At 66.3% G+C, this 25,434-nt stretch carries 20 protein-coding genes; 14 read left to right on the plus strand and 6 right to left on the minus strand.

Annotation, left to right across the window (positions count from 1 at the left end):
- Window positions 1–20 precede the first annotated feature (20 nt).
- The 6 genes from mutL to STE01S_RS13195 all read left to right on the plus strand — a co-directional run bounded on the left by mutL (window position 21) and on the right by STE01S_RS13195 (window position 10,123).
- Window positions 21–1,835, plus strand: a complete 1,815-nt coding sequence (mutL, locus tag STE01S_RS13170; RefSeq protein ID WP_062768334.1) for a DNA mismatch repair endonuclease MutL — start codon at window positions 21–23, stop codon at window positions 1,833–1,835.
- 389 nt (window positions 1,836–2,224) lie between these two features.
- Entirely contained in the window at window positions 2,225–3,475 is a 1,251-nt protein-coding gene (locus STE01S_RS13175; protein ID WP_058811523.1) for a lipoprotein-releasing ABC transporter permease subunit, read from the plus strand.
- Window positions 3,468–4,145 (plus strand): ABC transporter ATP-binding protein, encoded by a 678-nt coding sequence (locus STE01S_RS13180; RefSeq protein ID WP_062768337.1) that lies wholly within the window; start codon window positions 3,468–3,470, stop codon window positions 4,143–4,145. The genes STE01S_RS13175 and STE01S_RS13180 overlap by 8 nt, the downstream gene beginning before the upstream one ends.
- A 184-nt stretch (window positions 4,146–4,329) precedes the next feature.
- Window positions 4,330–4,806: a glutathione peroxidase gene (locus tag STE01S_RS13185; RefSeq protein ID WP_062768339.1), complete on the plus strand. Its 477-nt coding sequence runs from the start codon at window positions 4,330–4,332 to the stop codon at window positions 4,804–4,806.
- Window positions 4,807–4,961: 155 nt separating this feature from the next.
- Window positions 4,962–8,450 (plus strand): DNA polymerase III subunit alpha, encoded by a 3,489-nt coding sequence (dnaE, locus tag STE01S_RS13190; RefSeq protein WP_062768342.1) that lies wholly within the window; start codon window positions 4,962–4,964, stop codon window positions 8,448–8,450.
- Window positions 8,451–8,518: 68 nt separating this feature from the next.
- On the plus strand, window positions 8,519–10,123 hold the full coding sequence (locus STE01S_RS13195; protein WP_062768345.1) for a long-chain fatty acid--CoA ligase: 1,605 nt from the start codon (window positions 8,519–8,521) through the stop codon (window positions 10,121–10,123).
- A 114-nt stretch (window positions 10,124–10,237) separates the two neighbouring features.
- On the opposite strand, the gene STE01S_RS13200 is transcribed toward STE01S_RS13195, so the two are convergent.
- The 4 genes from STE01S_RS13200 to STE01S_RS13215 all read right to left on the minus strand — a co-directional run bounded on the left by STE01S_RS13200 (window position 10,238) and on the right by STE01S_RS13215 (window position 14,481).
- Window positions 10,238–11,326: a PA0069 family radical SAM protein gene (locus STE01S_RS13200; RefSeq protein WP_082813332.1), complete on the minus strand. Its 1,089-nt coding sequence runs from the start codon at window positions 11,324–11,326 to the stop codon at window positions 10,238–10,240.
- A 79-nt stretch (window positions 11,327–11,405) separates the two neighbouring features.
- Window positions 11,406–11,930 carry a molybdenum cofactor biosynthesis protein B gene (gene moaB / locus STE01S_RS13205; RefSeq protein WP_062768348.1) on the minus strand — a complete coding sequence of 175 codons (525 nt, stop codon included), beginning with the start codon at window positions 11,928–11,930 and terminating at the stop codon, window positions 11,406–11,408.
- The gene (locus STE01S_RS13210; protein WP_062768351.1) at window positions 11,920–13,692 is read right to left on the minus strand and encodes a lytic transglycosylase domain-containing protein; all 1,773 of its coding nucleotides are present in this window, start codon (window positions 13,690–13,692) and stop codon (window positions 11,920–11,922) included. The genes moaB and STE01S_RS13210 overlap by 11 nt, the downstream gene beginning before the upstream one ends.
- A 3-nt stretch (window positions 13,693–13,695) precedes the next feature.
- On the minus strand, window positions 13,696–14,481 hold the full coding sequence (locus STE01S_RS13215) for a uracil-DNA glycosylase family protein (protein ID WP_062768353.1): 786 nt from the start codon (window positions 14,479–14,481) through the stop codon (window positions 13,696–13,698).
- 118 nt (window positions 14,482–14,599) lie between these two features.
- Here STE01S_RS13215 and STE01S_RS13220 point away from each other — a divergent pair, with 118 nt between their 5' ends.
- Genes STE01S_RS13220 through STE01S_RS13255 form a run of 8 tightly spaced genes read left to right on the plus strand, consistent with a single transcriptional unit; the run spans window position 14,600 to window position 24,424 of the window.
- On the plus strand, window positions 14,600–16,255 hold the full coding sequence (locus tag STE01S_RS13220; RefSeq protein ID WP_062768556.1) for an electron transfer flavoprotein-ubiquinone oxidoreductase: 1,656 nt from the start codon (window positions 14,600–14,602) through the stop codon (window positions 16,253–16,255).
- Window positions 16,256–16,298: 43 nt separating this feature from the next.
- Window positions 16,299–17,930 carry a tetratricopeptide repeat protein gene (locus STE01S_RS13225; protein ID WP_062768356.1) on the plus strand — a complete coding sequence of 544 codons (1,632 nt, stop codon included), beginning with the start codon at window positions 16,299–16,301 and terminating at the stop codon, window positions 17,928–17,930.
- 7 nt (window positions 17,931–17,937) lie between these two features.
- Window positions 17,938–18,786 carry a 4-(cytidine 5'-diphospho)-2-C-methyl-D-erythritol kinase gene (locus tag STE01S_RS13230; protein WP_062768359.1) on the plus strand — a complete coding sequence of 283 codons (849 nt, stop codon included), beginning with the start codon at window positions 17,938–17,940 and terminating at the stop codon, window positions 18,784–18,786.
- On the plus strand, window positions 18,783–19,514 hold the full coding sequence (locus tag STE01S_RS13235; protein ID WP_062768361.1) for an N-formylglutamate amidohydrolase: 732 nt from the start codon (window positions 18,783–18,785) through the stop codon (window positions 19,512–19,514). Before STE01S_RS13230 ends, STE01S_RS13235 begins: the two co-directional genes overlap by 4 nt.
- Before the next feature lie 60 nt (window positions 19,515–19,574).
- Window positions 19,575–21,434, plus strand: coding sequence for a dihydroxy-acid dehydratase (gene ilvD / locus STE01S_RS13240; protein WP_062768364.1), 1,860 nt, complete (start codon window positions 19,575–19,577; stop codon window positions 21,432–21,434).
- The gene (locus STE01S_RS13245; protein WP_058811537.1) at window positions 21,431–21,817 is read left to right on the plus strand and encodes a hypothetical protein; all 387 of its coding nucleotides are present in this window, start codon (window positions 21,431–21,433) and stop codon (window positions 21,815–21,817) included. Before ilvD ends, STE01S_RS13245 begins: the two co-directional genes overlap by 4 nt.
- A 34-nt stretch (window positions 21,818–21,851) precedes the next feature.
- Window positions 21,852–23,210: an NAD(P)H-hydrate epimerase gene (locus STE01S_RS13250; protein WP_062768367.1), complete on the plus strand. Its 1,359-nt coding sequence runs from the start codon at window positions 21,852–21,854 to the stop codon at window positions 23,208–23,210.
- A 14-nt stretch (window positions 23,211–23,224) separates the two neighbouring features.
- Window positions 23,225–24,424, plus strand: coding sequence for a class I SAM-dependent RNA methyltransferase (locus STE01S_RS13255; protein ID WP_062768369.1), 1,200 nt, complete (start codon window positions 23,225–23,227; stop codon window positions 24,422–24,424).
- A gap of 90 nt (window positions 24,425–24,514) precedes the next feature.
- On the opposite strand, the gene STE01S_RS13260 is transcribed toward STE01S_RS13255, so the two are convergent.
- Window positions 24,515–24,949 carry an MAPEG family protein gene (locus STE01S_RS13260; protein ID WP_062768372.1) on the minus strand — a complete coding sequence of 145 codons (435 nt, stop codon included), beginning with the start codon at window positions 24,947–24,949 and terminating at the stop codon, window positions 24,515–24,517.
- 10 nt (window positions 24,950–24,959) lie between these two features.
- Entirely contained in the window at window positions 24,960–25,391 is a 432-nt protein-coding gene (locus tag STE01S_RS13265) for an MAPEG family protein (RefSeq protein WP_062768375.1), read from the minus strand.
- Window positions 25,392–25,434 lie beyond the last annotated feature (43 nt).

Consider the following 25,434-nt stretch of genomic DNA (forward strand, 5'->3'; position numbering starts at 1 on the left):
ACTGCGCTAGGACAGCCCCCATGTCAATACGCCGCCTGCCGGAAAAGCTAGTAAATCGGATCGCAGCCGGTGAAGTGGTCGAAAGACCCGCCGCAGCGCTCAAGGAACTGGTCGAAAACGCCCTCGATGCGGGGGCGACTCGCGTTGCGGTGCGAATCGCCGAGGGCGGAATCCTGCGGCTGGAAGTCGACGACGATGGGTGCGGGATGACCGCGTCCGACATGGCGCTCGCGCTCGAGCGCCATGCGACATCGAAATTGCCGACCGATGCGATCGAGGATGTAACGACGATGGGCTTTCGCGGCGAAGCCTTGCCGTCGATTGCCAGCGTTGCGCGGTTGACGCTTGAAAGCCGCGTCGCGGGCGGGGACGGGTGGCGGCGCGTGATCGACAATGGCAGCCTCGTCGCCGAAGGGCCGGCGGCGCTCGCCAAGGGCACGCGGGTGATGGTCGAGGATCTGTTCGCGCGCGTGCCTGCCCGGCGCAAGTTTCTGCGCAGCGCACGCAGCGAATATGCCGCCTGTCTCGATGTCGTGAAGCGTCTGGCGATGGCGCGTGCCGACGTGGGCTTTACGGTCGAGCATGACGGGCGCCGCGTGCTCGACGTGCAGGGCGGCCAGGATCGTCTCAGCCGTGTCGCGGCACTGACCCAGCGCGACCTGGCGGCAAACAGCATCGGGGTCGATGTCGAGCGCGGCGAGGTCCGGCTCGGCGGCGTGATCAGCCTGCCCACCTACAACCGCGGCATCGCCGACCATCAATATCTGTTTGTCAACGGCCGTCCGGTGAAGGACCGGCTGCTCGTCGGGGCATTGCGCGGCGCCTATGCCGATCTGCTCGCGCGTGATCGCCATCCGGTCGTCGCGCTCTTCCTCGATCTGCCGACGAGCGAGGTCGATGTGAACGTCCATCCGGCGAAGACTGAAGTGCGGTTCCGCGATCCGCAGCTTGTGCGCGGGATGATCGTCGGCGGGTTGCGCCGCGCGCTCGACGAACAGGGGTTTCGCAGCGTCCAGCGCCCTGCCGAAGCCGCGCTCGCGGCGTGGCAGCAGGAGCCGGCAGCGCCAGCGCCGACGAGCGGCTTTCTGTTCGGCCAGCGCAGCGAACCCGCGGTGCATCTGTTCGGCGCGGACGTCGCGCCGCCCCCCGCCGATGCGGCGCGCGTCTATGACCGGATGATGCCCTTTGCGGGCGCGTCCGCGCCGATCGCGGGCCGCGCCGAAGTGGCCGAGGCGCCGCCGCCGGTGGCCGCCGACCATCCGCTCGGAATCGCACGCGGACAGATTGCCAACACCTATATCGTCGCCGAGGCCGAGGACGGTCTGGTCATCGTCGACCAGCATGCGGCGCATGAGCGTCTGGTGCTCGAACAATTACGCCGCGGCATGGCGGGGCAGGCGGTGCCGTCGCAGGGCTTGCTGCTGCCCGAGGTCGTCGAGATCGACGAGCCGGCGTGCGACCGCCTCGAAGCGGCGGCGGCGCAGCTTTCCGCGCTGGGAGTCGAGATCGAGCGCTTCGGTCCCGCGGCGGTGATGGTGCGCGCGACACCCGCGATGCTGGGTGCGATCGACTGCCACAAGCTCGTCACCGATATCGCCGACGATCTCGCGGGCTATGACGCCGCGCTGGGTCTGTCCGAACGACTCGAACTCGTGGCGGCGACGATGGCCTGCCATGGGTCGGTGCGCGCCGGGCGTCCGCTTAACGTCGCCGAAATGAACGCCTTGCTCCGCCAGATGGAAGTGACGCCCCATTCGGGCCAGTGCAATCACGGCCGTCCGACCTGGGTGAAGCTGGCAATGGACGATGTGGAGAAGCTGTTCGGGCGGAAGTGAGGGCGGCGCGAGGGTCCGGAATCACGATGGCCCGGTGTCACGATGGCCGGGAATCACAACGCCCGGGCCTCATCCGAGACCCGGGCGCCTGTGACGAACGTCGCCATCCCCCTTGTGCACAGGCCAGGCGACCGGCCTGCACTCCCTGGAACCGGGCCTTGCGCCGCGTTGAACCAGAAGCCATTGGGCTATGCGCCGCGCCGGGCTTTGTCACCCATTCGTCGACAGGCTGCGGCGCTTTTGCACCGTCCTGTGGCCGTTCGGCAACATATTCTGCGAATCGTTCGCAGCGAATTGCGCCCCACGGTGGCCATTGCCAGCGGCCCGGACGCCCCCTAAAGCGGCGGCATGACCGCAACGCGCACCGCGCCTGAAGGGGCGTCCGCCCGATGATCCTGCGTCCTTACGAACGCGCCATCTTCAAACGCTATCTGCTTCCGCAACGCGGCGAAGGCTTCATCTTCGTCGCGGCGGCGTTCAGCTTTACCGCGGTGATGCTGGGGGTCGCGGCGCTGGTTATCGTGATGAGCGTGATGAATGGCGTCCGCTCCGACCTGTTCGACAAGATCGTCGGGTTGAACGGGCATGCGGTGGTGCAGGGCTTTGGCGGCCGTCTCGACGACTGGCGCGATCTGCTCAAGGAGGTGAAGGCGACGCCGGGCGTCGTGTCGGCGACCCCGCTGATCGAGCAACCCTTGCTCACCACCTTCAACGGGCGCGTCGAGGGGGTGCTGGTGCGCGGGATGACCGTCGCCGACATTCGCGGCAACGGCGTGCTCAACGGCAAGGTGTTGCAGGGCAATCTCGATTCGCTGACGCCGGGGACGGACAATGTCGCCATCGGCAGCGAATTGGCGCGCAATCTGGGCGCGACAGTCGGGTCGATGATCACGATCATCAACCCCGCAGGCCGGTCGACGCCGTTCGGAACCGTGCCGCGCGAAATTGCCTATCGCGTGTCGGCGATCTTCGAGATCGGCGTCTATGATTTCGACAAGGCCTATGTCGTGATGCCGATGGAGAATGCCCAACTGCTGCTGCTCACCGGCGATCAGGTCGGGATGATCGAGATCAAGACGACCGATCCCGACAAGGTCGGCGAGATATTGCAGCCGCTGGCCGAAAAGGTCGCCGCGCAAGCGGTGATTTCGGACTGGCGATCGATGAACAGCAGCCTGTTCGAGGCGCTGTCGGTCGAGCGCGTCGCAATGTTCGTGATCCTGTCGCTGATCGTGCTCGTTGCCGCTTTCAACATCATCTCTTCGCTCATCATGCTCGTCCGCGCCAAGACGCGCGACATGGCGATCCTGCGCACCATGGGCGCGCCGCGCGATGCAGTGATGCGCATCTTCATGGCGATCGGCCTGTCGATCGGCGTCGCGGGAACCATTGTCGGCATGATTATCGGCTTCAGCCTGCTCTACTTCCGCGCCGGCGTGCTGCGCGGGGCGGAGTTCCTCACCGGGCAGCCACTGTGGGATCCGTCGATCCGCTTTCTGACCGAATTGCCGTCGAAGCCCGATCCGTTCGAAATCGTCGGCATTGCGGTGATGGCGATCGTCTTCAGCTTCCTCGCGACGCTCTATCCGGCGCTCAAGGCCGCGAATACCGATCCCGTGCAGGTGCTGCGCTATGAATGATGTCGTCCTGGAACTTGTCGACCTGAAGCGCAGCTTTACGCAGGGCGACGTTACCATCCATGTGCTGCGCGGCATCGATGCGGCGCTGAAGCGCGGCGAAATCGTCGCGCTGCTCGGCCCGTCGGGATCGGGCAAGTCGACGATGCTGCAGGCGGTCGGCCTGCTTGAAGGCGGTTTCGAAGGCACGATCCGCATCGATGGCGAGGATGTGACGCGCTTCGATCAGGGCGCGCGGACAACCACGCGGCGCGAGAAGATCGGCTTCGTCTATCAATTCCACCATCTGCTCCCCGATTTCAGCGCGGTTGAGAATGTCGTGCTGCCGCAGCTCATTCGCGGCGCGCGCCAGGCAGAAGCCGAAGAGCGCGCCGCCGACCTGCTCGGCCGCCTCGGGCTCGCCGAGCGTCTGCACCACAAGCCGAGCAAGCTGTCGGGCGGCGAGCAACAGCGCGTCGCGGTGGCGCGCGCGCTGGCGAACCGGCCGCTGCTCGTGCTCGCCGACGAACCCACCGGCAATCTCGACGAAGCGACGGCGGACCGCGTGTTCGACCAGTTCGTCAAGCTGGTCCGCGATCATGGTTCGGCCGCATTGGTCGCGACGCACAACGAACGACTGGCGGCGCGCATGGATCGCGTGTGGCGCTTGCACGAAGGACAGATCGAGGCGTAGGTTTTTTTACCCCGCCCGCTTGCGGGAGGGGCAGCGAGACTTGGTTCGGTATAGCCGAACCTAGTCGCAGCGGGGTGGGCTGGTGACGATTTGGTTCAACCCACCCCGTTGCGAGTAGCGAGCAAGCTCGCAACTCTCACTGCCCCTCCCGCAAGCGGGTGGGGACGAAGTGAGGAGAAAGCGAATGGGGCTCTACGATTTCTCAGCGAAACTGCCGGGCGGCGGATCGCAGGCGATGGCCGATTACAAGGGCAAGGTGCTGCTGATCGTCAACACCGCCTCCAAATGCGGCTTTACCCCGCAATATGAAGGGCTGGAGGAGCTCTACCGCGATTACAAGGATCGAGGGTTCGAGGTTCTGGCCTTCCCCTGCAACCAGTTCGGCGCACAGGAGCCCGGCGATGCGGAAGAAATCAAGAATTTCTGCTCGCTGACCTATGATGTCAGCTTCCCGCTGATGGCGAAGATCGATGTCAACGGCGACGACGCCGATCCGATCTTCAAGCATCTGAAGAAGGAAAAGACCGGGCTGCTCGGCAGCGGCATCAAGTGGAACTTTACCAAATTCCTGGTCGACCGCGACGGCAAGGTCGTCTCGCGCCACGCGCCGATGACGAAGCCCGAGCAGTTGCGGAAAGAGATCGAGGAATTGCTGGGTTAGCAGCAATATTGGCGGTCAATCGACCGTCATTGCGAGCGCAGCGAAGCAATCCAGAGCGGTTTACGCCTAGTCTGGATTGCTTCGCTGCGCTCGCAATGACGATTTTGTGAAACGAGGTCATGGTCGAATCGCCATCGTCACGTTAGCGTAATCAAATGGCCTATAGCCCCTTTGTTCCCCTGCGCGTCTTTTCCAGTTTCACCATGCTGGAGGGGGCGATCGAGCCCAAGGCGATCGCGAAGGCGGCGCGGGAGCGGGGCTTTCCGGCGATTGCGGTCGCGGATCGCAACGGGCTGTACGGCGTCATGGCCTTTGGCGATGCGTGCAAGGCGGCGGGCATCCAGCCGATCGTCGGTGCGCTGCTGAGCGTGGCGCGGCCGGGGCAGCGGCTGGCGAGCGGCGCGCCGCTGATCGACTGGATCGCGCTCTATGCGCAGGACGATGCGGGCTACAACAATCTGTGCGCGCTGGTGTCGGCGGCGCATCTCGGCCGACCGGTCGAGCAGGAGCCGCATGTGCTGCTGTCCGACCTCGCCGGCAAGACCGACGGGCTGATCTGCCTGACCGGGGGCGGCGAGGGCGCTCTCGCGCGCTTGCTGGCCGGCGAGCAGAAGACGGCCGCCGACGAGTATGTCGAGCAGTTGGAGGCGCTGTTTGCCGGGCGGCTGTATGTTGAGCTGTCGCGGCGGGGCGATGCAACCGAAAAGGCCGCCGAGGCAGCGCTCATCGAATTGGCCTATGCCCGCGCGCTGCCGCTGGTCGCGACCAATCCCGCCAATTTCGTCGATCCGCAGTTCCACCCCGCGCATGATGCCATGCTGTGCATTGCGCAGTCGGCCTATGTCGAAAGCGAGGATCGCCGCGCTTCCAACCCCGAAGCCTGGTTGAAATCGGCCGAGGCGATGGAGGACAGTTTCTCCGACCTGCCCGAAGCGATCCGCAACACGCTGGTGATCGCGCAGCGCTGCGCCTTCATGGCGCCCAAGCGCAAACCGATCCTGCCGAGTCTTGCGGGCGACCGCGAGGGCGAGGCGGCGCAGCTCAAGGCCGACGCCCACGCGGGCTTGGCCGAACGGCTGGCGCTCTATCCGGACCTTAGCGAGGAAGAGCGGCAGGCTTATGTCGAGCGGCTCGACTTCGAGGTCGACGTCATCACGCAGATGGGCTTTCCCGGCTACTTCCTGATCGTTGCCGACTTCATCAAATGGGCGAAGGCGCACGATATTCCGGTGGGGCCGGGGCGTGGATCGGGTGCGGGCAGCCTCGTCGCCTGGTCGCTGACGATCACCGACCTCGATCCCTTGAAACTCGGGCTGCTGTTCGAACGCTTCCTCAACCCCGAGCGCGTGTCGATGCCCGACTTCGACATCGACTTCTGCGAAACCCGCCGCGGCGAGGTGATCCGCTATGTGCAGGAGAAATATGGCCGCGACACCGTCGCGCAGATCATCACCTTCGGTAAGCTGAAGGCGCGCGCGGTGCTGAAGGACACCGGCCGCGTCCTCCAGATGAGCTATGGTCAGGTCGACCGGCTGGCGAAGCTGGTACCGAACCATCCGACCGATCCCTGGACGCTCGAACGCGCCTTGAATGGCGTCAGCGAACTGATGACCGAATATAAGCAGGATGATGGGGTGCGCCGCCTGTTCGATATGGCGCGCCAGCTCGAAGGCCTGCCGCGACACAGTTCGACCCACGCGGCTGGGGTCGTGATCGGCGACCGGCCGCTCGACCAGCTTGTCCCGCTCTATCGCGATCCGCGCTCGGATATGCCGGTCACGCAGTTCGACATGAAATATGTCGAGACGGCGGGGCTGGTGAAGTTCGACTTTCTTGGCCTCAAGACGCTGTCGGTGCTCAAGGAAGCGCGGCGCCTGCTCGCGCTGCGCGGGATCGATGTCGATCTCGACACGCTCGGCTGGGACGATCCCGCGGTCTATGAGCTGCTCCAGCGCGGCGACACCGTCGGGGTGTTCCAGCTGGAATCCGAAGGGATGCGGCGCACCCTGTCGGCGGTGAAGCCGACCAATTTCGGGGATATTATCGCGCTCGTCGCGCTGTATCGGCCGGGGCCAATGGACAATATTCCGCTGTTCGGCGCGCGCAAGAACGGGCGCGAGCCGATCGCCTATCCGCACCCGCTGCTCGAAGGCATCCTCGCCGAAACCTACGGCATCTTCGTCTATCAGGAACAGGTAATGCAGGCGGCGCAGATCCTCGCCGGCTACAGCCTCGGCGGCGCGGACCTGTTGCGCCGCGCGATGGGCAAGAAGGTGCAGGCGGAGATGGACGCGCAGCGCGATACCTTCGTTAAAGGCTGCGGCGAGCATAATGGCATCGACGCCAAGGCCGCGAATGAGCTGTTCGACTTGATCGACAAATTCGCAGGCTATGGCTTCAACAAGAGCCATGCTGCGGCCTATGCGCTGCTCTCCTATCAGACGGCGTGGCTGAAGGCGCATTATCCGCACGAATTCTTCGCCGCGTCGATGTCGTTCGACAGCCATCAGACCGACAAATTGTCGATCTTCATCGACGATATGCGCCGCCTCGACATCGCGATCGCGCCGCCCTCGATCAACGACAGCGAGGCCGATTTTTCGGTCGGGCGCAGTGAAGAGGGGCTGGCGGTTCGCTATGCACTCGGCGCGCTCAAAGGTGTGGGCGAAAAAGCGATGGAGGCTCTGGTTGCCGAGCGGCAAGCCAAGGGTGATTTTGCGAGCCTCGACGATTTTGCGGCGCGCATCGACCCCAAGCTGCTCAACCGCCGCCAGATTGAGGCGCTGGCGGGGGGCGGCGCGTTCGACTGCGTTGAGCCCGACCGCCCGCGCGCCTTCGCCGGGGCCGAGGCGCTTCTGGCCTGCGCCAATAGTTCGGCGCACGAACGCTCGACGGGGCAGGGCGGGCTGTTCGGCGGCGATGTCGCGATCGCGCCGGTGCTCCAGCTGTCCGCCGCCGAACCCTGGACGCTTGCCGAGCGGATGGCGAAGGAGAAGGATGCGTTCGGCTTCTATTTCTCGGCGCATCCGGTCGAACAATATGAAGCGGTGATCGCGGCGCGCGGTGCGCGGACCTATGGCGATATCTGCGAAACGGTCGACATGACGCCCGGAACGCGCATCCCGATGGTGATGGCGGCGATGGTCGAAAGCGCGCGCCCGCGCGTGTCGCAGCGTGGCAACCGTTTTCTCAACCTAACGCTGTCGGATCGCAGCGGACAATTTCAGTCGAGCTGCTTCGACGAGCAGGCCGGCAAGATATTGGAGGCCTTGGCGGCCGACGGCGGCTGCGCCCTGCTCAACGTCGAGCTCGATCTGCTGGAGGGTGAGGAAACGCCGCGCGTGACGGTGCGCGGGGCGCAGTCGCTCGCCGACATTGCGGCGAGTGCGGCGCTGCAACTCGACTGCCGCGTCGAACTGACCGAGGCGCCGGGCGAGATGCTCCGCTATCTCGAACGGCGCGAGGATGCGCGCGGGCGGGTGATCGTAGCGACGACCGATCCGCTGACGGGCGAGGACATCCGGATCGAGCTGGGACGCGGCTTCGCGCTCGGCCCAGACACCGTCTCGCGGCTCCAAATGGTTGCAGGCGTAACCGAAGTGGCGCTTTCGCTGGTTCCGCCGCGCGATTTTCGCGTCCGTTAGGCCCGCCCCCTCTTGCGCGCCGCGCATTTCCGGCCCTATCCCTGACGAAAGACACGGGAGAGAAGCATATGGGAATGCAGGGCCAGCCGCTGCTCGTTACAAGCCTGATCGATCATGCGGCGCGCGAACATGGCGCACGCGAAATCGTCTCGCGCTGGGCCGACGGCAGCATGACGCGGTCGAGCTGGGGCGAGGTCGGCAAGGATGCCCGCCGCTTCGCTGCCGCCATGACGCGGCTGGGGATGACGAAGGGCGACCGCATCGCGACGCTCGCGATGAACCATGGCCATCATCTGGTGAGCTGGTACGGGACCGCCGGCATGGGCGGGGTGCTGCACACGGTGAATCCACGGCTGTTCGACGAACAGCTTGTCTATATCGTCAACCACGCCGAGGACCGCATTCTCTTCTTCGACGCGGCCTTTCTGCCGATCGTCGAACGGCTGCGCGATCAGCTTCCCACCGTCGAGCATTTCGTGCTGTTCGATGCGCCTGCACGCGACGGCTATCTGTCCTACAAGGATCTGATCGAGGCCGAGGATGGCAGCTTCGAATGGGTCGATCTCGACGAGCGCGATCCGGTGGGCCTCTGCTATACCAGCGGGACGACGGGCAATCCGAAGGGCGTACTCTACGAACATCGCTCGAACGTCATCCATGCGATCACCGAGATTCAACCCGACGTGTTCGACATGTCGAACCGCAGCGTCATCCTGCCGATCGTGCCGATGTTTCACGCCAACAGCTGGGGCATCCCCTTCGCCGCCGCGACGGTTGGGGCGAAGCTCGTCTTTTCGGCGACCAACGATGCGCAGGTGCTCTGCGAACTGATGCACGCCGAAGGGGTGACGCACAGCGCCGGCGTGCCGACGGTGTGGCTCGCGATGTTCGCGCATATGGATGCGACCGGGATCGACTATGGCAAGCTTTACCGCGTCATCATCGGCGGGTCGGCGGCGCCTCGTGCGATGATCGAGCGCTTCATGAAGGCCGGTATCGACGTGGGCCACGCATGGGGCATGACCGAAACCTCGCCGATCGGAACGATGGGCAAGCGGCCGTGGAACTGGGACGAAATGAGCTTCGACGAGCGTGTCGATATCGTCTGCCGTCAGGGCTGCCCGCCCTTTGGCGTCGAACTGCGCATCGTCGACGAGGAGGATAATGTCCTGCCGCGCGACGGGGTGACGAGCGGGCGGCTGCAATGCCGCGGACCATGGATCATCCAGCGCTATTTCAAGGCCGACGCCGATGCCGCCGACGGCGACGGCTGGTTCGACACCGGCGACGTGTCGGTGATCCATCCCGACGGGGTCATGCAAATCACCGACCGGGCGAAGGATGTCATCAAGTCGGGCGGCGAGTGGATTTCGTCGATCGAACTCGAAAATGCCGCGGTGGGCGCGCCCGGGGTTCAGGAGGCGGCTGCGGTCGGCGTGTTTCATCCCAAATGGGACGAGCGACCAATCCTGCTGATCGTCCGGAAGCCCGGTTCAGAGGCGACCGAAGCGGGTATCCTCGATTATCTGAAGGACAAGGTCGCCAAATGGTGGCTGCCCGACGAGATCGTCTTCGTCGACGAACTGCCGCACACCGCGACGGGCAAGATCCTGAAGCGCCAGATCCGCGACGATTACAAGGATTACAAGCTGAAGTCGCTGGTGGGGGCGTAAGGGGCGCCAAAGAAACACGCGTCGTCATTGCGAGCGGAGCGAAGCAATCCAGGTTGGTTCCACCACACTGGATTGCCGCGTCGCCTTCGGCTCCTCGCAATGACGATACTCACCCTAGAATAACTCCATCTGTCCGTCCCGTTCCGGCGGCCTGAACAGGTCGCTGCGGATTGGCGGAAAGCTTTTGTCGAGGCCATGTTCGCGCGCGGCACGCTTGACGCGGGTGCGGATGAGCTGCGCCCAAACGCCGCGTCCCTTCATCCGCGAAAAATACTCGGGGTCATTGTCGCGGCCGCCGCGAATGTCCTGCACCATGTGCATCACCTTGGCGGCGCGATCGGGATAATGGGCGTCGAGCCAGGCACGGAACAGCGGCGCGACCTCGTGCGGCAGGCGGAGCAGGATATAGGAGGCGCGGATCGCGCCGGCCGCTGCCGCTGCATCCATGATCGCCTCTATCTCGTGATCGGTAACAGCGGGAATGATCGGAGAGATATTGACCTGCGTCGGGACGCCCGCGTCGATCAGCTTGCGGATCGCCGCGAGCCGCCGCTGTGGATGCGGCGCGCGCGGCTCCAACGTTCGGGCGACTGTTGGGTCGAGCGTCGTGACCGAAATCGCGACCCCGACCAGATTGTCGCGCGCCATGTCGGCGAGCAGATCGATGTCGCGAAGGATGCGATCGGACTTGGTCGTGACGATCAGCGGATGCCGCGTTTCGGCCAGCACCTCGATAACCGCACGCGTCACGCCCCATTCGCGCTCGATCGGCTGATAGCCGTCGGTGTTGGTGCCGATGGCGAGCGGGGCGGGCACATAGCTGCGCCTGGCCAGTTCCTTGCGGAGCAAGGCGGCGGCATCGGGCTTGGCAAAGAGCCGGCTTTCAAAATCGAGCCCCGGCGACAGGTCGTGGAAGGCGTGGGTGGGGCGCGCGAAGCAATAGATGCAGCCATGTTCGCAGCCGCGATACGGATTGATCGAACGGTCGAAACCGATGTCTGGCGAGTTGTTGCGCGCGATGATCGTCCTGGGATGTTCGACGGTGACGGTGGTGCGCAGCGCCGGCGCGGCGCCGTCGATGTCTTCGGCCGTGTCGAGCCAGTCGCCGTCGGCTGCGCGGTCGAGCGATCCGGTCCGCGTCGGGCGGAGATTGGTCGGGGCGCCGCGGCCCGAAATCGGGGCAAGAGGACGGATCGATTCCACTGCCGTAATCTAGTGGAATGTTGAGAACATATAAAGAACAAATATCGTCGCCCGCGGGAAGCCGGCGGCGACATTTCCGCTATTCCATCAATCGCGGGATCAGGTCGATGAAGTTGCAGGGGCGGTGCCGGCTGTCGAGCTGGCTTTCCAAAATGCCCTCCCAAGCGTCGGTGACGGCGCCGGTCGACCCCGGCAGCGCAAAGATATAGGTGCCGCGCGCGACGACGGCGCAGGCGCGCGACTGGATCGTCGAGGTGCCGATCTTTTGAAAGCTGATCCAGCGGAACAGTTCGCCGAAGCCGGGAATATCCTTGCCGTCGAGCCGGTGCAGCGCCTCGGGCGTCACGTCGCGGCCGGTCAGGCCCGTGCCGCCGGTGGTGATGACGACATCGACCGCGGGGTCATCGATCCAGTTGTGCAGCCGCGATACGATAAGATCGGTTTCGTCGCGAATGATCGCGCGCGCCGCAAGCTCGTGCCCCGCGCCGGTCAGCAGTTCGACGAGCTTGTCGCCCGATGTATCGTCGTCGGTGCTGCGGCTGTCGGAAATCGTCAGGATGGCGATGCGAACGGGCTTGAACGGGCGCGCGGGTTCAATCGGCATTGGCGAGGCCGGCGGGACCGGCGTAGGTCAGCCGCACCCGGTCCTTGCTGTCCGGAAAGCGCGGCCATTTGCCCTGCGCAAGCGCGGCGCGGCTGACCGACGGCTTGCCCTGTTCGGCTTCGTACATCCAGTAATTGCGCAGCACGATGCCGACATAGGCGCGCGTTTCCCAATAGGGGATCGATTCCATGAACAGCAGCGGATCGCCATTGTCGCGCACTTCGGTCGACCAGCGTGCGACCGGCGCGGGGCCGGCATTATAAGCCGCGATCACCTTGGGCAGCAGGCCGCCGGTCGAGGAATCCTTGCTGAGATATTGCAAATAGCTCTGGCCGAAATCCATGTTCACCGCGGGGATGCGCAGGTCGGCGGGATTGACGCTTTCGCCGCGCCACCGCGCCAGATCCTTGGCGGTGCCGGGACGCACCTGCATCAAGCCATAGGCGCCGGCGGGGCTGACCACCGTGCGCTGGAATCGCGATTCCTGCAGCGTGTGGGCAAAGACCAGCGCCGGATCGACCTTCCAACCGCCATTGGGCTCCCACCGCGGCTGCGGATAGCGCGTCGCGGCGGCGAGCTTGCGGCCCTGCGGCGTGTTGTGGGCCAGATAAAGCTGGGTTTCGGGCAGGCTGAGCGCCTGCGCCATGGCAATAAGCTGTTCGTGCTGGCGCGGATCGCCGATGCGCGCCTGCTGGCGCAGCAGCGTGTCGGCGTAGCCGTCCTCGCCGATCTCGGCCATCGCGACGGCGGCGCGGACATTGGGCAGTTCTTCGAGCGCGCGGAAGGCGCTGCGGTCGGCGCGGACATTCTCGCGCTGGATATTGGTTTCCAGACCCAGCGTTTCGGCGGCGAGAAGGCCGTAGAAGGTTTCCTCATTGCTCGCCGCGGCGCGCAGGCGCGGTTCTACAAGCTGCGGCTCGCCCGATGCGATGGCCGCGCGTGACGCCCAATAATAAGCGGCGGCGCGCTGCTCGCTGTCGGGGGCTTCCTTGGCGACGCGGTCGAAAGCGACGAGCGCGGTGCGATAGTCGCGCAGGCGCCATGAAGCGAGGCCCTGCACCCACGCGCCCTGCACCGGCCAGGCGCCCTGGCTCGCGCTGCATTCCATCGCGAGGCGCAGCGCATTGGCGTCGTCATTTTCGATATAATAGGACCATGCGATTTTCTGCCGCCATTCGTCGCGCGCCTCGGGCGTCAGCTTGTCGGCGACCGCAGCATAGAGCGCCTCGGCGCCGGCGGGATCGTCGTTCTTGATACGATCGGGGATGGTACGCGCAAGGCCGGCGGCGACGGGATCGCCGCCCACGCTGTCGGCGCCGAGCCGGCGCGGGGCGCTGCCCGACCAGCTCAGGCGGTTCTGGTTGGGCAGGACCGGGACGTCGGTGGCGCCGCGTTTCGCGGCAAGGCTTGCGAGGCGGTCGGCCTGCGGCAGTTCGGGCGATCGTGCGAGAACCGGCATCAGGTCCGATACTTCGGCGCGCGGGCTGTTCGCCGCGAGCAGCAATTCGGCGCGCAGGAAGTCGTTGAGCGGGCCGTTTTCGGCGCCGTCGAGCATCGATTTGGCATCGGCCCAGCGCTGACCACGAATAGCAGTCAGCACCTGTGTGTAAAATTGCTTCTGCTTCGCTGACAGGATTTCGGGCACCGTTTGCGACGGGGCCGAAAAATCGCGATCGGGCGCGTCGGCGGCCATCGCCGGGACGGTTCCGGCCGCTAGGAAAATCAGGATCGAGGCGCCGAGCGCCCATTTCGCTTTCGTCATCTGTCAACGTCCCCGGTTGAGCAGTTTCAGGCTATCCCAGGCCGCCGCCTTGTGCGCTGGCCGGGCGAGGAGCATCGCGGGATGCGCGATTGCCACCGCCTCCACTTTGCCGCCATCATGGTTAATATCGAGTAACTTTCCGCGCACATCGGCAAGCGGGCGTCCCGTCGCAAGACGCAGCATGTCGCTGCCGACGAGCAGCAGCCGCTGCGGCCGCGCCAGCGCGACATGGTGCCGCAGCAGTCGGCCGAGCTCCGCCGCGTCGCTTTCGTCGCAGCGGCCGCCCGCCGGGCGCGTCACCGCGAGGCTGGCGATATAACAGTCGCCGCGCGTCAGCCCGATCGCGCGCAGCATCGCGTCCAGTAACGGACCCGCCGGTCCCGTAAAGAGCGTCCCGTCACGCTGATCGTCGACCTCGGGCCAGGCGGCGAGGACCATAAGCGCCGAATCCTGCGTTCCCTGCGGCAGCACGCGGCGCGCGTCCCACTGGCTGCCCGGCACGTCGGGGTGCTCGGCGAGCCAAAGCTGGAATTCGTCCCATTCGCCCGGCAAGGCGACCGGCCCTTTGGGTTCGTCCGTTGCGGGGGCTTCGACGCGCTGGAGCGCGGCGGGCAGCGGTGCGACCTCGGGTTCGGCAAGGAGGGGACTTCGCCGCGGTGCCGCAGCGTCATTGGCGACAGGCACGTCGAGCCAGCCGGCCGGCACCTCGCCGACCAGTGCATCGACGCCGGCCAGCGACCACCAGTCGCAATAGCTTTCCGCCAGCAAGGCTGAATTCCGCCCACCCATGAAAATGTTGAAACAGGAGGTTGACGCGCGCGTCAATTGGAAGGCATCGCAAATCGTGACAGAATGAGCGCCGCTTACGATGAATGATCGCGGCGGGGACGGCAGAAAGGGCTTTGAGGTGAGCGAACGGGAATCGATGCCTTATGACGTGGTGATCGTCGGGGCAGGGCCGGCGGGCCTTTCGGCGGCGATCCGCCTGAAGCAACTCGCGAACGAAGCGGGCAGCGAGCTCTCGGTCTGCGTGCTCGAAAAGGGATCCGAAGTCGGTGCGCATATCCTGTCGGGAGCGGTGATCGATCCCAAATCGCTCGACGAGCTGCTTCCCGACTGGCGCGACCAGGGCTGTCCGCTCGCCGAGGTGCCGGTGAACGACAATCAGCATTGGGTGCTGACGAAGAAGAAGAAAATCTCCGTCCCGCATCTGATTGCGCCCGGCTTCATGCACAACAAGGGCACCTATACGGGCAGCCTCGGCAATCTCTGCCGCTGGCTCGCCGAACAGGCCGAAGGGCTGGGCGTCGAAATCTTCCCCGGCTTTGCCGCCGCGGAAATCTTGTATAACGACGATGGGTCGGTGAAGGGCGTCGCCACCGGCGACATGGGCATCGCGCGCGACGGCAGCCACAAGCCCGACTATGCGCCGGGGCTTGAGCTCCATGCGAAATATACCTTCTTTGCCGAAGGCGTGCGCGGCCACCTGACCAAGATGCTGAAGCCGCAATTCGCACTCGACGCAGATTGCGAGCCGCAGGTCTATGGCATCGGCATCAAGGAATTGTGGGACATCGATCCCGCAAGTCATGCCCCCGGCCGCGTCATCCACACGCAGGGCTGGCCGCTCGACGCCAACGCCAATGGTGGCGGTTTCCTCTATCATCAGGCGAACGGGCAGGTGGCGCTGGGGTTCGTGACCTGGCTGAACTATCGCAACCCGCACATCTCCCCCTTTCAGGAGATGCAGAAGTGGAAGACGCACCCCGAAATCGCGAAGATTTTGAAGGGCGGCAAGCGCATCTCTTACGGCGCGCGCGCGATCAGCGACGGCGGCTACCAGTCGGTGCCGAAGCTCGCCTTTCCGGGCGGCGCGCTGATCGGCGACAGCGCCGGCTTCCTCAACGTGCCGCGCATCAAGGGCACGCACACCTCGATGAAGTCGGGGATGATGGCGGCCGAAGCGGCTTTCGCTGCGGTCAATGCCGGTCGGTCGGGCGATACGCTGACCGCCTATCAGGACGCCTATGACGACAGCTGGGTGAAGAAGGAACTGGGTTTCGTCCGCAACGTGCTGCCGCTGGTCGAAAAGTTCGGCGATCTGGCGGGGACGATCCTGTCGGGGATGACCATGTGGCTGGAAAGCTTCGGCATCCGCATGCCCTTCACGATGAAGCATCACCCCGACAATACGACGCTCTATCGCGCCGATATGATGCCCAAGCCCGAATATCCGAAGCCCGACGGGGTGCTGACTTTTGACCGGTTGTCCTCGGTGTTCCTGTCGAACACCAACCATGAGGAAGATCAGCCGATCCACCTGCAGCTCAAGGATCCGACGATCCCGATCGAATATAATCTGCCGATGTATGACGAACCGGCGCAGCGTTATTGTCCGGCCGGCGTCTATGAGGTTGTCGGGCAGGATGAGGGCGAACCGCGCTTCGTCATCAACGCGCAGAATTGCGTGCATTGCAAGACGTGCGACATCAAGGATCCGACCCAGAATATCAACTGGGTCACCCCCGAAGGCGGCGGAGGCCCCAATTATCCCAATATGTAAGTTCGCTCGCCGATCGATTCTCGCGCCGCTGGCGGCCACCCTGATGGTGGCTGCGGCGCCCGCTGCGATGGCGGCGGTCGATCCCGATCAGGCAGCGCTCGACGCGCTTGTCCGGGCACGGCTTGCCGAGGAAGCGGGCAATCCCGCCGAGGCGCTGGCTGCGCTGCAATCGCTCGCAAGCCAAGCGCCCGATCTGCCGGGCTTGCGTGCCGAAATGCTCGAGCGGGCCATCGACGCCGGCGACCTCATCGCTGCGCGCAGTGCGGCTGCAGCGCTGTGGGCGAGCGGCGATCAGCGGTTCGACGCGCGGCTCGTGCTCGTCGTCGACGCGATGCGGCGCAGCGACTGGAAGGGCGCGCGTGCCTATCTGGGGACGGCGCAGGACGACAAGTCGGGTGGCGATGCGATATCGCGGTTGATCGATCCGGCGCTGGGCGCGTGGGTCGATGTCGGGCAGCGCGCGCGCCAGCCCGAACGCGCGCTGGTGGCCGCCGCGATGCGCGGGCGCCCCGAACCCGCCTATGCGCTCGAAGCCGCGCTGGTTCAGCTTGCGGCCGGACAAAGCGATGCCGCCGTGGCCGCTGCCTTGGAAACAACGCCGACGGACCGGCTGAGCCAGCTCGTCGCGCTGCGCCTTGTCGCCAGTCTCGATGCCGCCCGGCAGAGGGATGCGGCCCAGACGCTGCGGTCGCGTATCGCCTTGGCGGCGGGTGAGCGCGAGGATCCTTTGCTCTTGCTGCCCGAACAGGCGGTGACCAACCCGCGGGCCGGCGCCGCCCACTGGCTGGCGCTCGTCGCCGATACGCTTGCGCGGTTGCCCAAGAGCAATGCGCGCCTGCCGCTGACCTTCGCGCGCGCCGCGACCTGGCTCAACGATCAGGACTGGACCGCGCGCAGCGCGCTTGCCGACGCCTTGGCGCGCAGCGACCGCGCCGCCGACGGCGCGGCCTTTCTTGGCGAACTGCGCGGACCGTTGCCGCCGGTGTTGCGGATGCGGCTTGCCGAGCTGACGGCAGAGGAGGGCGATCGTGCCGCGGCGGTGAAGATGGCCGAGGAAGCCGTCACGGGCGATGCGCCGCGCAGCCTGCTCGTCCGTTTCGCCGATCTGGCACGGCAGAGCGACGATGCCGCGGCGGCAGAGCGCGCCTACACGCGGCTCGAAGCCGCGCTCGGCGATGGCGACGACAGCGCACCGCTACGCGCAACGCTGCTTGTGGCGCGCGCCGAACTGCGGCTGCAGGCGAAGGATTGGGACGGTGCGGCGCCGCTGATGCAACGCGCGCTCGCGCTGCGCCCGAACGACCCGACAATCCTGAATTTCGTCGGCTATTCCGCGCTTGAACGGCGGATCGATGTCGATCGCGCGCTGGGTCAGATCGAGGCGGCATGGAAGGCCGAGCCGCAGAATGCGAGCATCACAGATTCGCTCGGCTGGGCTTATTTCCTGACCGGACGCACCGACAAGGCCGTCGAACTGCTCGAACAGGCCCAGCAGGGCGAGCCCGAAAATGCCGTGATCGTCGAGCATCTGGGCGACGCCTATTGGAAGGCGGGGCAACGCTTCCGCGCGCGCTATACGTGGCGCGCCGCGGCGCTGCTCGCCGAAGAGGATATGGCGGCGCGCGTTGCTGCGAAGCTCGAAGGCGGGCTGACGCCGCAAACGACCGCGCCCTGATCGCGCCATGACCCTGTTCCACGAAACCGGCTGGGCAAAGATCAACCTCGCGCTGCACGTCCGGGCGCGGCGCGCCGACGGCTATCACGAGATCGAGACATTGTTCGCGTTCATCGACGGCGGCGATGCAATTGCGGCGGCGGTGTCGGACGCCGATGAACTGACTATCGACGGACCGTTCGGCGACGGGCTGAGCGCCGGCGCCGACAATCTGGTGCTGCGCGTGCTCGCCTTGCTGCGCGATCGCTATGGTGCGGCTCGCGTGCCGCCGCTTGCCATCCGCCTGACCAAGACGTTGCCGGTCGCGGCGGGGATCGGTGGCGGATCGGCCGATGCGGCGGCGATGGCGCGGTTGGTGCGGGCGCATTTCCTGCCCGATGTCGGCGAAGCCGCGCTGGCGCGGCTCGTCGGTACGCTCGGCGCCGATATCGCCGCCTGCGTCGCCAGTACGACCTGCCTCGGCGTCGGGACCGGCGCCCAATTGAGCCCGGTGCCCGAACTGGCGCTGGGCGGGACTCCGGTGCTGCTGGTCAATCCGCGCGCACCCGTCGCGACCGGGCCGGTGTTCGCGGCGTGGGACGGCACCGATCGCGGCCCGCTGTTCACTGGCGCCGACCTGCGCGCGCAATTGTTTGCGGCGCGCAATGATTTGCAGCGCCCGGCGATCGCGCAATGCCCGGCGATAGCCGACATATTGACCGAGCTTGGCGGGCTGGGCCCGTGGCTCGCGCGCATGTCGGGATCGGGGGCGACCTGTTTCGCGCTGTTCGACGCGCCCGCCGAACGTGATGCCGCGGCGACGGCGCTGGCTGTACGCCATCCCGGCTGGTGGCAGATGGCGGGGGCGCTGCGATGAGCGAGGCGTGGCAACAATTGGGCACGCCGCGCGCCGGCGGGGTGCTGTTGATCGGCGATCATGCGTCGGCGGCCGTGCCGCCCGACATCGACCTCGGCATCGACCCCGCGCTGCTGTCGCAGCATATCGCGATCGACATCGGCGTTGCGGAGGTCGCGGCGTTGCTCGTCCGGAACGGCGCGGTCGACGCGGCGATCCTGGGCGGCGTGTCGCGGCTGGTCGTCGACTGCAATCGCGACGAGGATGCGCCGGGCGCGGTGCCGATCGCCAGCGACGGCCATGCGATCCCCGGCAACGCGCTCGATCACGCCGGACGCGAGGCACGGATTGCGCGCTTTTTCCGCCCCTATCACGATCATATCGCGGCGGTGATTGCCGCGCACCGGCCTGCGATGATCCTGTCGCTGCACAGCTTCACCCCCACGCTCGCCAGCGATCCGGCGCAGGCGCGGCCGTGGCATGTCGGCGTTCTCTATAACGAGGACGCGCGGTTGGCGCCGGGGGCGATTGCGGCGCTCGGCGACGAGGGGCTGATTGTCGGCGACCAGCTTCCCTATTCGGGTAAGCTGCTCAACGCGACGATGAACCGCCACGCCGAGGCGAATGGCATCCCCTATGTCGGGATCGAGATGCGGCAGGACCTGGTCGGCGATCCGGCGGGGCATGCGCTCTGGGCGCAGCGGCTGTCCAATATGTGCCGGAAACTGGGTTTGATTCTACCGCGCTAGGCGTGTAGAGGCGCCTTCTGTCGCTATTTTATGAAATAAAATTATCAGAAAGACGCTAAAATGCCTTCTTATCGTTCGCGAACCACTACCCACGGCCGCAACATGGCGGGCGCGCGCGGCCTGTGGCGCGCCACGGGAATGAAGGACAGCGACTTCGGCAAGCCGATCATCGCAGTGGTCAACAGCTTCACCCAGTTCGTGCCGGGCCACGTCCACCTCAAGGATCTGGGGCAGATGGTCGCGCGCGAGATCGAAGCGGCGGGCGGTGTTGCCAAGGAATTTAACACCATCGCGGTCGATGACGGCATCGCGATGGGGCATGATGGCATGCTCTATTCGCTGCCGAGCCGCGACCTGATCGCCGACAGCGTCGAATATATGGTCAACGCGCACTGCGCCGACGCGATGATCTGCATCTCCAACTGCGACAAGATCACGCCGGGGATGCTGATGGCGGCGCTGCGGATCAATATTCCCGTGGTGTTCGTGTCGGGCGGGCCGATGGAAGCCGGCAAGGTGGTGCTGAAGGGCAAGGAGGTCGCGCTCGACCTCGTCGATGCGATGGTCGTCGCAGCCGACGAAGCCTATAGCGACGAAGAGGTTGCGGCGGTAGAACGGTCCGCCTGTCCGACCTGCGGCAGCTGTTCGGGCATGTTTACCGCCAATTCGATGAACTGCCTCACCGAAGCGCTGGGCCTGTCGCTGCCCGGCAATGGATCGCAGCTCGCGACGCATGCCGACCGCAAGGCGCTGTTCCTGCGCGCCGGCGCGATGATCGTCGACATGTGCCGCCGCTATTATGAGGAAGGGGACGAGCGGGTATTGCCGCGCAGCATCGCGAGTTTCGAGGCGTTCGAAAATGCGATGAGCCTCGACATCGCGATGGGCGGATCGACGAACACCGTGCTCCACCTGCTTGCCGCCGCGCATGAGGCGGGGGTCGATTTCACGATGAACGATATTGACCGGCTGTCGCGCCGCGTGCCGTGCCTGTCGAAAGTCGCGCCGGCGAAGAGCGACGTCCATATGGAGGATGTTCACCGCGCGGGCGGGATCATGGCGATCCTTGGCGAACTTGAACGCGCGGGGCTGCTCCACGCGCATCTGCCGACGGTGCACAGCGCGACGCTGGGAGACGCGCTCAACAAATGGGACATTGCGCGCACCAACGATCCGGCGGTGCAGACCTTCTACCTCGCGGCGCCCGGCGGCGTGCCGACGCAGACGGCGTTCAGTCAAGACCGGCGCTGGGATTCGCTCGACCTCGACCGCGAAAATGGCGTGATCCGCTCGGCAACGCACGCGTTCAGCAAGGATGGCGGCCTCGCCGTGCTGTCGGGCAATCTCGCGCTCGACGGCTGCATCGTGAAGACCGCCGGGGTCGACGACAAGATACTGAAGTTTTCCGGCCCGGCGAAGGTCTATGAAAGCCAGGATGCGGCGGTGGCGGGCATTTTGACCGGACAGGTCGAGGCGGGCGATGTCGTCGTCATCCGCTACGAAGGGCCCAAGGGCGGGCCGGGGATGCAGGAAATGCTCTATCCCACGAGCTACCTCAAATCGAAGGGGCTGGGCGCCGCCTGCGCACTGATCACCGACGGGCGCTTTTCCGGCGGAACGTCGGGGCTGTCGATCGGCCACGTGTCGCCCGAGGCGGCCGAAGGCGGCACGATCGGGCTGGTCGAAAATGGCGACAGGATCGAGATCGACATCCCGAGCCGCACGATCACGCTGGCGGTCCCCAATGCCGAACTGGCGGCGCGCCGTGCCGCGATGGAGGCGAAGGGCGAGGCTGCCTGGCAACCCGAAAAGCCGCGCCCGCGCAAGGTTTCGGTAGCACTTCAGGCCTATGCTGCAATGACGACGAGTGCGGCGCGCGGCGCTGTGCGCGACCTGTCGCAGTTGAAGGGCAAGGGATGAAATCGATCGCGGGGGCAGGGCTGCTGCTCGTTCTGGCGGGCTGCAATGCCGGTCCCGACAATGGCGCGCTGGCAGAGGCCGAAGCGCAGGGATCGAAGGACGCCGCGATCAGCGGACGGATCGATTGCGCGCTTGGCGGCGCCAAGCTGTTCGACCGCACCTGCACCATTGCCGAAATGAGCAGCGCCGACGGCACGATCCTGATCGTCGGGCGCAGCGACAGCGGCTACCGCCGCCTGCAGGTAACAACCGATGGCCGCGGGGTCGTTTCGGCCGACGGCGTCGACCCGGCGAAGGTGACGGTGATCGGCGACGGGGTGATCGAGGTTGCGGTCGGCCCCGACCGCTACCGGCTGCCTGCCAACACCGGCGGCGCGAAGTAGCGCGACTTTTCCTGCTCGCATGGTAGGAAAGGGCATGTCCGTTCCCGCCGATGCACCGATCCTGACCGCCGCCGCCATGCGCGAGGCCGAGGCCGCGACGGCGCGCGCGGGCGTGTCGCTTGGGGATTTGATGGAGCGCGCGGGGGCGGCGGTCGCCGATTTCGCTTGGCGCATGGCGGCAGGCGCGCCGATCCTGATCCTGTGCGGTCCGGGCAACAATGGCGGCGATGGCTATGTCGCGGCGCGCCGGCTTAAGGCCCGCGGTGTCGCGGTGCGCGTGGCTGCGCTCGCGCCTCCGGCCACCGATCTTGCCAAGGCGGCGCGCGATGCCTGGGACGGGCCCGTCGAAAGCCTGACCGACAATATCGCTTCGGCGCCATTGATCGTCGATGCGCTGTTCGGCGTCGGGCTGACGCGGCCGCTGGCCGATGATCTGTCGGCGATGCTGCGGCGCTTTTCCGGGCGGCGGATATTGGCGGTCGATGTGCCGAGCGGGGTGGCGAGCGACGGCGATGCCGACTGGTTGCCGCCGTTCGCTGCTGACGTGACGCTCGCGCTCGGCGCGCTCAAACCCGCGCATGTGCTGTTGCCGACAGCGCCCGCCTGTGGGCGCTGTCTGCTGGCGCCGATCGGGATAGCGGCGGATCGCCATATGCAGACCCTGCCTGCGCCGCCGGGCGCGGTGCCCTCTGCGGACGCGCACAAATATAGTCGCGGTATGGTCCTCATCGCGTCCGGGCCGATGCAGGGCGCGGCGGCGCTGAGTGCGGCGGCGGCGCTGCGCGCCGGGGCGGGCTATGTCGTGCTCGAAGGCGATCGCCCGGCGCCGCTGTCGGCGATCATCGTCGAGGAGGGCGACGCCTTTGCCAAACGGCTCGGCGACCCGCGTGTCGGCGCGCTCGTCATCGGCCCCGGCTTTCCTGCCGGCGATGCGCTCGATGCGCGATTGGCCGCCGCGCTGGCGAGCCGGACGCCGCTGGTGCTCGATGCGGCGGCGATCCCGGCCGCGCTGCCCCATCTCGCAGGCGGAGGCGCGCACGCGATCCTGACACCGCACGCGGGCGAGTTCGCGCGCGCCTTTCCGGAGGCGACCGGCAGCAAGATCGACCGAGCGCGCGCCGCGGCGGCGCAGGCGCGTTCCGTGGTGATCTACAAGGGCGCCGACACGGTGGTCGCTGCGCCCGATGGGCGGATATGCACGGCCTGGCCCGGCAGCCCCTGGCTCGCGACCGCGGGGACCGGCGATGTCCTGGCGGGGGCGTGCGGGGCGATGCTGGCGCGCGGCGGCGACCCCTTCGATGCCGCGGTCGCGGCCGTCGGCTGGCATATTGTGCAGGCGCGGCGTATAGGCGCCGGCCTTGTCGCCGACGATCTCGTCGCCGCGCCGTTCTGACGAAAGTTTTACCCGTGACCGAAACCGACCTGATTGTCCGCATCGCCGCGCGCGGTGATGGCGTAACCGCCGACGGTCGCCATGTCGCGGGCGGGGTTCCCGGCGATCATGTGGCGGCCGACGGAACGCTCGTCGCCGGGCCGAACCGCGCGGTTCCTGTCTGCCGGCACTTCGGCAAATGCGGCGGCTGCCAGCTCCAGCATGTCAGCGAGGCGGCGCTTGCGGATTTCGTGCGCGAGCGCGTGGCCGGGGCGCTCGCCGGTCAGCAGGTGACGGCGGGCGATGTCCGTCCTGCGCATCTGTCGCCGCCGCATAGCCGCCGCCGGGCGGTCCTGACTGCGATCAAGGCGGGCAAGCAGGTCGCGATCGGCTTCAACGCGGCGCAAAGCAATCAGATCGTCGACATGCGCGAATGTCCGTTGCTCGCGCCCGAACTGTTCGCGCTGATCGCCCCGATCCGCAATCTGCTCGGGCTTATCGCGCCGCAGCGGCGCCCGGTGAAGGTCAAGCTGCAACGGCTCGATCAGGGCGTCGAACTCATCCTCGAAGGCGTGAAGGCCGAGGGGCTCGATGCCGCGATGGCGCTGCAGGATTTTGCCGGCGCCCATGCGCTCGCGCGCTTCGCCATCGATCAGGGCGATGGGCTCGAAATCCTGTGGCAACCCGAACCGCCGACGGTGTGCTTCGGCGACATTGCCGTGGAAGTACCGCCCTTTGCCTTTCTGCAAGCGACGACTGCGGGCGAAGCGGCTCTGCTCGGCGCGGTGCGCGAGGCAATCGGCGATGCGCCTGCGGTGGCCGATCTGTTCGCGGGCGTGGGCACCTTCGCGCTATCAGTGCAGGCGGGACGGAAAGTCTATGCCGCCGAGGGCGCGCGCGATGCGGTCGCGGCGCTGACCGGCGCTGCAAACCGCGCGCGGGCGCTCGTCGCGACCGAGCATCGCGACCTGTTCCGGCGGCCGCTGGTGCCTGCGGAACTCGACCGCTTCGGCGCCGTGATCCTCGACCCGCCGCGCGCCGGCGCCGAGGAGCAGGTGAAGCAGCTTGCCGCCGCGGCGACGCCCGTGATCGCCTATGTCAGCTGTAATCCGGCGAGCTTCGCCCGCGACGCGAAGCTGCTCGTCGTGGGCGGCTATCGGCTCGACTGGGTACAACCCGTCGGCCAGTTCCGCTGGTCGACCCATGTGGAACTGGCCGCGCGGTTCTCCAGATAAGCGTCGCCCCCGCGCAGGCGGGGGCCGCTTGCTATCCAGTGCTACCTCGACAGCGACCCCCGCTTGCGCGGGGGCGACGTGTCCTTCAAATCAATGCAGCACAAAGCCCATGAAGGCGTGCAGACATAGCGCGATCAGCGCGAGGCTGGCGAGCGCGAAGATGGCAAAGCGCCACATCACGCGGTTGATCGTCGCCTGCACGATGCTGTGGACGATACGCAGGCCGACATAGGCCCAGGCGATCTGGGCATTCAGCCCGCCGCCCATGCCGCCGACCGCGAGCGCCAGCGCGACGGCATAGAAGACCGTCGGCTGTTCCATCAGATGGTTATAATTGTGCGCCTTCCACTGCACCTCGGGCGGAAGCACCTCGTCGAGCCCGCGCCCGGTCGTGCCGACCAGATTCTTGGCGTCGATCTTGGCGCGGTTCATCGCCGGGATGCGCGTCGCATACATCCACACCCACATGACCATCGACCAGAGCGCGAGCGTCGCGACCGGCCCCAATATTGCATTCGTGTCCATGATTTCCCCCTCAGCCCAAGGTTGCGATAACGGCCAGCACCGACAGCGCGAGCAGGCACAATGTCGACAGCGAAAACAGCGCGAAGCGCACCGGAACCCGGTTGACCGTCGCCTGCCACAGGCTGTGCACGATGCGCAGCACGACATAGGCCCAGGCAAAACCCTGCGTCAGTGCCGTGTCACCACCCGACAGGTGCAGAAACACGATCACCGCGTAGAAGAGCGTCGGCTGTTCGAGCAGATGCGTGTAATTGTGTGATTTCCAGTTCACGCCGGGCGGCAACACCGGCTCCAGATCGGCGCCGCGCCCGCCGGGCTGCGCCGTTTTGACGTCGATTCCGGCCTTCGCCATCGCCGGGAAGCGCGTTGCCGCAACCCAGACGAGCATGATGAGCGTCCAGAGCACGAGCACCGCGCCGGCCGCCAGCAGATTTCCTGGCATAAAGTCCCCCTTGTCCTCGCGGCTCGTTCACGACCTGGCCGCC

The sequence above is a fragment of the Sphingopyxis terrae subsp. terrae NBRC 15098 genome, assembly GCF_001598815.1.
Lineage (GTDB): Bacteria > Pseudomonadota > Alphaproteobacteria > Sphingomonadales > Sphingomonadaceae > Sphingopyxis > Sphingopyxis terrae.